The organism is Promineifilum sp. (SeqCode), from assembly GCF_041918635.1.
Taxonomy (GTDB): Bacteria; Chloroflexota; Anaerolineae; order Promineifilales; family Promineifilaceae; genus Promineifilum.
The window spans coordinates 1-8,224 of the sequence record NZ_JAYRVJ010000827.1; the positions used below are offsets into that span (position 1 = coordinate 1).

Annotated in this window: 7 protein-coding genes; 4 read left to right on the top strand and 3 right to left on the bottom strand. The window is 64.3% G+C overall.

The window, feature by feature from the left end; translation table 11 throughout:
• The 4 genes from ACE3UY_RS23430 to ACE3UY_RS23445 all read left to right on the top strand — a co-directional run.
• On the top strand, nucleotides 1–1,230 hold a 1,230-nt coding region (locus tag ACE3UY_RS23430; protein WP_374689882.1), incomplete at its 5' end, for a glycosyltransferase.
• Nucleotides 1,227–2,627 (top strand): GH1 family beta-glucosidase, encoded by a 1,401-nt coding sequence (locus ACE3UY_RS23435; RefSeq protein WP_374689883.1) that lies wholly within the window; start codon nucleotides 1,227–1,229, stop codon nucleotides 2,625–2,627. The genes ACE3UY_RS23430 and ACE3UY_RS23435, both read left to right, overlap by 4 nt.
• 122 nt (nucleotides 2,628–2,749) lie before the next feature.
• The gene (locus tag ACE3UY_RS23440; protein WP_374689884.1) at nucleotides 2,750–3,367 is read left to right on the top strand and encodes a hypothetical protein; all 618 of its coding nucleotides are present in this window, start codon (nucleotides 2,750–2,752) and stop codon (nucleotides 3,365–3,367) included.
• A gap of 252 nt (nucleotides 3,368–3,619) precedes the next feature.
• The gene (locus tag ACE3UY_RS23445) at nucleotides 3,620–5,761 is read left to right on the top strand and encodes a hypothetical protein (RefSeq protein ID WP_374689885.1); all 2,142 of its coding nucleotides are present in this window, start codon (nucleotides 3,620–3,622) and stop codon (nucleotides 5,759–5,761) included.
• A gap of 131 nt (nucleotides 5,762–5,892) precedes the next feature.
• Here the strand turns inward: ACE3UY_RS23445 and ACE3UY_RS23450 are convergent, their stop codons facing one another.
• From ACE3UY_RS23450 to ACE3UY_RS23460, 3 genes are all read right to left on the bottom strand, one after another.
• Nucleotides 5,893–6,675: an amino acid ABC transporter ATP-binding protein gene (locus ACE3UY_RS23450; RefSeq protein ID WP_374689886.1), complete on the bottom strand. Its 783-nt coding sequence runs from the start codon at nucleotides 6,673–6,675 to the stop codon at nucleotides 5,893–5,895.
• Entirely contained in the window at nucleotides 6,672–7,556 is an 885-nt protein-coding gene (locus ACE3UY_RS23455; RefSeq protein WP_374689887.1) for an amino acid ABC transporter permease, read from the bottom strand. The genes ACE3UY_RS23450 and ACE3UY_RS23455 overlap by 4 nt, the downstream gene beginning before the upstream one ends.
• A 73-nt stretch (nucleotides 7,557–7,629) precedes the next feature.
• Nucleotides 7,630–8,224 (bottom strand): transporter substrate-binding domain-containing protein (locus ACE3UY_RS23460; RefSeq protein ID WP_374689888.1); only part of this gene is annotated, 595 nt, incomplete at its 5' end.

Here is an 8,224-nt window from a genome sequence, read left to right on the forward strand (position 1 = left end):
ATGGAGAAACGAGTCCTGATTCTGACCGCCGACGCCGGTTTCGGCCACCGCAGCGCCGCCAATGCCGTCGCCAAAGCGCTGGAGATGCGTTGCGGCGACGACGCCCGCGTAGCTATCGTCAACCCGCTCGACGAGCCGGGCGCGCCCCCCTTCCTGCGCAGCGCCGAGAGCGACTACGACAAGCTGGCCCGCGAGTGGCCCCTGTTCTACAAGCTGGGCTACAAAATGACGGACATGGCCCTGACGACGAGCGCCACCGAGACGGCCTACGTCGTCATCATGTACGACGTTATCTCCCGGCTGATGCGGCAATACCGGCCGAACGTGGTTGTCGTGACCTTCCCGACCTACCAGTATCCGGTCGCCGCTTACCGGCGCATCAAGAGCAGCGACGTGCCGATGGCGACGGTAGTGACCGACCTCATCTCGCTGCAACGTATGTGGTTCCACCCGTCGTCAGACCTCTGCCTGGTTCCTACACAGACGGCGGCCGACCTGGCGCTAGAGCGCGGCCTCGATCCGGAGAGCGTCCACGTCACCGGGCTGCCGGTGAACCCCGCGCTGGCCGACGTGCCGGCCTCGAAAGTCGAAGCGCGGGCGGCCCTGGGTTGGCCGGTGGACAAGTTCACGATTCTGGCTGTGGGCAGCAAGCGCGTCGAGGGGCTTGACGCCTTCGTGCGCGTGCTCAATCACGCCGGGTTCGATATTCACGTGGCGGCTGTGGCTGGCGGCAATGATGAGTTGTTCCAGAAACTTCAGGCGATGGAATGGCATATCCCCAACACCCTCTATAACATGGTCAACAATATGCCCGATATGATGCATGCCGCCAACTGTGTCATCAGCAAGGCAGGCGGGTTGATCGTGACCGAGTCGCTGGCCTGTGGTCTGCCGCTGTTCCTCATGCAGGTTATCCCCGGCCAAGAGACGGGCAACGCTCAACTCGTGAGTGAGGGCGGCGCGGGCGACCTGACGCTAGAGCCGCTGGCCTTTCTGGAGGCGCTGGGCGACTGGCTGGCCGACGGCGGCCGGCTCTACCAGGAGCGCGCCGCCAACGCCCGGCGGCTGGGCCGGCCCGATGCCGCTTTCCTGGCTGCCGATCTGATCTGGGACGCGGCGCGGGTGGGCAAGACCGCCCGGCGGCGCCGCTTCCCCATCTCGCGCGACAAGATGCGAGACCTTCTGCGCCAGTTCGGCGACCTGGCGACGGGCGACAAGCCGGCCACATGAGCGCCAACGCCTTCCCACCCGGCTTCCTCTTCGGCGCGGCCACCTCGGCCTACCAGATCGAGGGCGGTTGGGACGCCGACGGCAAAGGGCCGTCGATCTGGGATCACTTCGCCCGGCTGCCAGGGCGTATCCAGCGCAACCACAACGGCGACGTCGCCTGCAACACCTACTTCGACTTCGCCACCGATATCGACATCATGCGCCGGCTCGGCCTGCAAGCCTATCGCTTCTCGGTGGCCTGGGCGCGCGTGCTGCCCCTGGGCCGCGGCGCGATCAACGAGAAGGGGCTGGACTACTACGACCGGCTGGTGGATGCGCTGCTGGCGGCCGGCATCAAGCCCTTTGTCACCCTGTTCCATTGGGACTTGCCGCTCGCCCTGCAACGGGAGATGGGCGGCTTTGACAGCCGCGACTGCGCCGCCATCTTCGCCGACTACGCCGAGATCGTCGGCCGCCGGCTGGGCGACCGGGTCAAGCAGTGGATCACCCTCAACGAGCCGTGGGTTCACGCCACGCTGGGCCATTTGCGCGGCCTGCACGCGCCGGGGCGGCTGAACCCGTGGGCCTACCTGCGCGTCATCCACCACCAGTTGCTCGGCCATGGGCTGGCGGCGGCCCAATTGAAAGGAGTGCACGCGGATGCGCAGGTGGGCATCAGTCTGAACATGGGCCCCGTCTATCCCGCGACCGACAGCGAAGTTGATCGCGCCGCCGCCGGGCTGGGCGACCAATTCATCAACCGTATCTTCCTGGACCCGCTTTTCCGTGGGCAGTACCCGGAGCCGCTGTGGGGGCGGCTGCGCGCCTTCCGGCCACCGGTGCAGCCGGGCGACATGGAGACGATCGCCCACCCGCTTGACTTTGTAGGCATCAATTACTACACCCGCATCCACGTGCGCCACGCCTGGTATGTGCCGTTCGTGGGCTTCTGGCCCAACGACCTGCCCGTTGTGGCCGGCCGGGTGGCTCCCTGGCGCAAGAACGGCTACAGCCAGATGGGCTGGGAAGTGTATCCGGCGGGCCTCTTCGAACTGCTGTTTCGCATGAAGCAGGAATATGGCAACCCGGCGGTCTACATCACCGAGAACGGTGCGGCCTTCGCCGATACCGTCTCGGACGACGGCCGCGTTCACGACCCGCAGCGCCAGCAATTCCTGGAGCAACACACCGACATGGTGTCCGCGGCGGCCCGCGCCGGCGTCAACGTGCGCGGCTACTTTGCCTGGTCGCTCATTGACAACTTCGAGTGGGCCTACGGCTACGATAAGCGCTTTGGAATTGTCTACGTTGATTTCGCGACGCAGCGGCGGATCATCAAAGACAGCGGCTACTGGTATCAGTCGCTCATCCAAGGGCAGGCCGCCGGCGAACGGTCTGGAGCAGCGACCGAACCGTAGCGGCCACCGGCGCGTGTCCTACCCCGTCGTGAAAACCTATCGAGATGGAACCGGCGGCGCACGTTGCGCGTCAGATCAGTAGCGACTGTGGTGTTCACCCGGCCGCATGGAGAGTGCGAAAAATGCGAAAGTTGATCATGTTCGTCATACTGGCTCTGACAGTCCTGCTGGCGGCTTGCACGGCCAGTGGGACGCAGGGCGAGCCAATTCTGGAGAGCGACGGGAGCGCGGACGAGTCCCCAGCTTTGAACCCGGTCGGCGATGGCGCTTACCCTGTCCCCGACAGCTACCCTGAGCCCGTCGCCGAGAGCGACCTACCGACCGGCTATCCCGAGTCGGGACTCGTGCCGCCGTCTGGCGAGGTAGACCTGGGCAGCCTGACGCCCGAGGTCAACGAGAATACCACACCCCAGGTCGCGCCCGCACCCGGCCGGCCCGGTTTGACGGGCAGCCCTCAATTAGGGAGGCTGATGGAGGCGGTGCGCTTGAACTTGAGCACCGAAATGGGTTTGTCGCTGGACCAGATCTCCATCGTCTCGGCTGAGCCGATGACCTGGCCGAATGCCGCCCTGGGCTGCCCGCAAGAGGGCATGGCCTACGCCGAGGTGCAGGTAGAAGGCACGATTATCACGCTGGAAGCGGCCGGTCAGCAGTACACCTATCACACAGGCGGCACGGGCAACTTCGTCTTGTGCCAGGGTGGCGAGCCTATCGCCACGGGCGTTGTGCCCCAACGTTAGCTCGCGTTATCCAATTTAGCTAGTCTGACCTCTAGAGAGCGGAACCCGTCGGGCAACCCGCTCTCTTTTGTCTATGGGCCATGCCACCAGATCGCCACTTTTTACCTGCCTCTCCTATTGCATTGGTAACAACTATCGGGCAAACTTACCTATGCGGCCCTGGTGGCCGTAATCTATCTCTATAGAGGGGTGAGCATGTCACCAAAGATACGGATAACGATCGCTCGATTGCTCTTACTTGCGGGAATTGTGATGGCCGGCTTATGGCTGGCGGCGCGGACGGCGCGCCCCGGTCTGGAAACAGCCGCGCGCCAAGACGCACTACAGCAGGTCGCGCCCGCGCTGGCAAGTTCGGCTAACCGCGTTGGGGTGGGGCCGGACGCAGCACAACTGACGGGCCAGACGCTCGTCTCGCCGACCACGGTGAACTTGCGCGATGTGCCCGCCGGCGTTCTCGACCCCAATAATCAGTACGATCGTTGGATGCGCGGCGAGCTCGACCTGATGGAGAATGAGGATATCCGGCCACCGGCTGAAATGGAAGCCCTGCGCCAGGCTGCCCTGAATCTGCCGCCGTCGAACAACGTATCCGTGGCCGGCAGCGCTCCCCTGCCCAACGCGCCCGCGGTCGGCGCCAGCTTCGAGAGCATCAACTACACTGAGTGTTGCGGCGGCGGCGGCAATGTGCCGCCCGATCCAGAGCTGGCCGTCGGCCCCAACCACGTGATCGCCGTGGTCAACGTCGCCTTCGAGATCTATAACAAGAGTGGCCAAAGCCTGAAGGCGCCGACCACTTTCTCCAGCTTCATGCAATCCAACGCCAACTGCACCGGCGTCTTTGACCCGAACGTGCTCTATGACGAGGAGGCCGACCGCTATATCCTCGGCATTGACGCCGATGGCTTCTACTACTGCATCGCCGTTTCCCAGACGAACAACCCGACCGGCAGTTGGAACATCTACGCCTTCCCGACGGCCACGGGCACGGACTTCTTCGACTACCCGCACGCCGGCGTCGGCCGCGACGCCATCTACATGGGCGCAAACATCTTCGGGACGGTCAGCTTCAAGGAGTCGCGCGTCTGGGCCTTCGACAAGTGGGCCATGTACAACGGTCAGGCCGCGGCCAGCGCCAACAAGGGCCTGCCCACCACCGAAGACACGCCTCAGCCCCTCAACCTGCACGGCTATCAGCAGGGCACGTGGCCGACCAGCGGGCCGCACTACTTCTTCACCGAAACAGACTACGACGGGTCGAGCTACTCCGTCTGGTCGTGGGCCAATCCGTTCAGCGGCTCCTCGCCGACGAAAGTGGGCGGCACGTTGAACCTGAACGCGGCCACCGGCGTCACCGGCGGCATGCCGGTCAACGTGCCGCAGAGCGGCGGCAGCGCCGTCCAGGCCAACGACTACCGTCCCCAGGACTTCGAGTATCGCAACGGCTACGCCTGGAGCGTCAGCACGATCGCCTGCAATCCGGGCAGCGGCACGGTCAACTGTCTGCGCTGGGTGAAGGTTAATCCGGCCAACGCGACCATCGCCGCCGCGGGCGTCCTCTCCAGCGCCGGCCAGTACCGCTTCTTCGGCGACCTGGCCGTCAACCATTGTGAGGATATGGCCCTGGGCTATACCAAGTCCAGCACAAGCATGTGGCCTTCTGTCTGGTTCACCGGCCGCAAGGCCGGAGACCCGGCGGGCACGCTGCAAACTGAAGCGCAGCTAAAGGCGGGCGAGATCGCCTATACGGCGTTTGACAGCGTACCGCGCCGCTGGGGCGACTACACCGAGATGACCATCGCTCCGGACGGCTTGACCTTCTGGTATTTGGGCGAGTATAGCAAGAACACCGGCACGACCAGCGGGCGCTGGGGCACGTGGATCGGCTCCATGACCTTCGCCGACTGCACAACCGGCCCCGTCCCGACGCCGACAAGCACGTCCACCGCCACGGCCACACCGATAGCCACCAATACGCCCACACCCACAGCAACGGCCACTGCCACGCGCACCCCCACACCCACCGCGACAGCGACGCCGCCTTCGTCGAATGCTATGCGCGTCGCCGATTTGGATGGCGTCGCCGTCTACACCAGTGGCGGCAATCGCTGGAAGGCCACGGTCACCATCAAGGTCGTCAACGGCAGTAACGTCCCGGTCAGCGGCGCCACCGTTCGCGGCAAGTGGACCAACGGCGCTACCGGCAACGTCAGTTGCAAGACGAACGCCAGCGGTCTGTGTAACATCGTGAAGACCGATCTGCGCACCAACAATGTCAGCAGTGTGACTTTTACCGTCACGAATGTCATCAAGAGTGGGCAGACATACAACGCCGCAGCCAACAGCGACCCCGACGGCGACAGCAACGGGACGGTGATCGTCATCTCCCGGCCGTAACCGCTTCCTGTCCTACTATCAAAGAAGCCCCGGCTCGCGCGAGCCGGGGCTTTTCTATTTCTCCACCCGATGGAATGAGTCTGCGCTTTTCAGAATCTGCGTAATCCGCGAAATCCGCGGATTCTTCCCTCTCAATTGTGAATGTGCTCCTGCTCGTGCTGGTGCACGTGGAGGTGGCTGAGGAACTGGCGCGTCCGCTCATCCTGAGGAGCAGTGAACAGCGTTTCCGGCGGGCCGATTTCCACAAATCGCCCCTCATCCATGTACATGATCCGGTCGGCGAAACGGCGGGCAAAGCTCATCTCATGCGTCACGGTCACCATCGTCATGCCCTCTTCTACCAACTGCTGCATGACGGCCAGCACCTCGCCCACCAGCTCCGGGTCTAGCGCTGAGGTCGGCTCGTCGAAGAGCATCACTTTGGGCTGCATGGTCATGGCCCGGGCGATGGCTACGCGCTGCTGTTGGCCGCCGGACAGGCGTGACGGGTACTGCGCCGCCTTTTCGGCCAACCCAACCTTGCGCAGATTGTGCATACCCAGTTCGACAGCCGCTTCGCGCGCCATCTTCTTGACCGTCACCGGCCCCTCGATGACGTTCTCCAACGCGGTCATGTGGGCGAAGAGGTTGAACGACTGGAAGACCATCCCGGTCTTCAGGCGCAGGTCATGCACCTGCTTGCGCCAGGCGCGACCCTGGCCGCCACATTGGATAGCGACGCCGTCGATCTCTACTTCGCCGAAGTCGGGCGTCTCCAGGAAGTTGAGGCAACGCAGCAGGGTGCTCTTGCCAGAGCCGCTACGGCCGATGATGCACACTACTTCCTTAGGCGCGACCTCGAAGCTCAGGTCCTTCAGGACGTGCAGGTCGTCGAAATACTTGTCGAGGTGCGAGACGCGGACGATGGTGGTCATGCGAGCGTGCGCTCCCCGCGGCCCACGCGGGCCTCGACGCGATCCTGGATGGCCGAGAAGATGATGGTGATAATCCAGTAGAAGACGGCGGCGATGAGCAGGGCCTCCAGGCTGCGGAAGTTGGCGCGGCCGACCTTTTGCGCCCGCCACAGCAGTTCCCAGACAAACCCGGTTGTCGCCACCAGTGACGTATCCTTGAGCATGGCGACAAACTGGTTTCCCAACGGCGGGATGGTCAGGCGGAGCGCCTGGGGCAGCACGATGCGGCGCATAATCTGGCCGTTGGTCATGCCCAGCGCCAGCGCCGCCTCGCGTTGGCCCACGCCGACCGACTGGATGCCCGCGCGGACGATCTCGGTGTTGTACGCGCCGTAGTTGATACCCAGGGCCAGCACCCCGGCGGTCATGCCCGACAGGATAATGCCTAACTGGGGCAGAGCCAGAAAGAAAAAGAAGATCTGGAGCAGCAGCGGCGTGCCCCGAATGAGCGAGACGTAGAAGGTCGCCAGCGCGTAGGCCGGCGGCGATTTGGACAACCGGCCCAGCGCCCCGGCGACCGCCAGCACGATCGACAGCGCGATCGCCAGAAAGGACAGCAGGATCGTCAGCCACACCCCCTGGAAGATGAACGGCGCGTAGGTGCGGATGAACTCCCAATCCAGTCCAATGGTGCGCACGCGCATGCCGCCGATGGTGGCGTCGATGCCGCTGAACAGCAGCGCCAGAAAGAAAAACAGGACGACATAGGAGAACCGAACGCCCCGGCTGAACCGGCGTTCCCGGCGCTGGCGGCGGCTGGCCAGCAATTCGGCCTGGGCGCGCAGGCGCTCGCCCTCACCCGCCGGGGGAGGGGGATTGACCGGATCGATGGTGATACTCATGGGCTGTCCCCCAGTGACTAGACCTGACAGGCTTCGAGCGGACTCCTGTCCGCCAACCTGTCAGGTCTCACACTCAATCGGATGACCCGGATGGGTCAGCTGTCAAATCCGTGCCAAACCACTTCATGGATAGCTCGCGCAGCGTACTGTCGTCGTGCATCTCCTGAATGATCTCGCCGACGCGCTGGACGGCTGAGGTGTTGTCCAGTTCGCCGCTCTTGTCGAAAGCCGCGGCCAGGTTCTCGGAGAAGACGGGCGAACCGACGCGGTGAATCGCCACGCCGCCGTCGATGGCTGCCTGGACGACTGTGTTGGAACTCAGGAAGACCTGGAACTCCTCGCGGCCGGCTTGGATGGATTGCGGGCACTCGGCGTCCGTCGCCAAGGGCACCACGGTGACGTCCGTCGGCGGTTCGGCATAGAAGCTGTCCGCCGGAAAGCCAAGCTCGGCCGCGTTGCCGTTCAGCCACGTCTCGTAAGTCGTGGAAACGCCGGCGCAAACCGCCTGGCCGTTGATGTCCTCCAGCGTCTCGATGCCGGAGCCGTCGGCGGCGGCGAATTGGGCCGGGGTGTAGTAGTAGGCGGGCGTGGCGAAGTCGAGCACCTCTTGCCGGCCGGTGGTGACGGTCATCGACCCAACGCTCATATCCCACTGACCGCCCCAATTG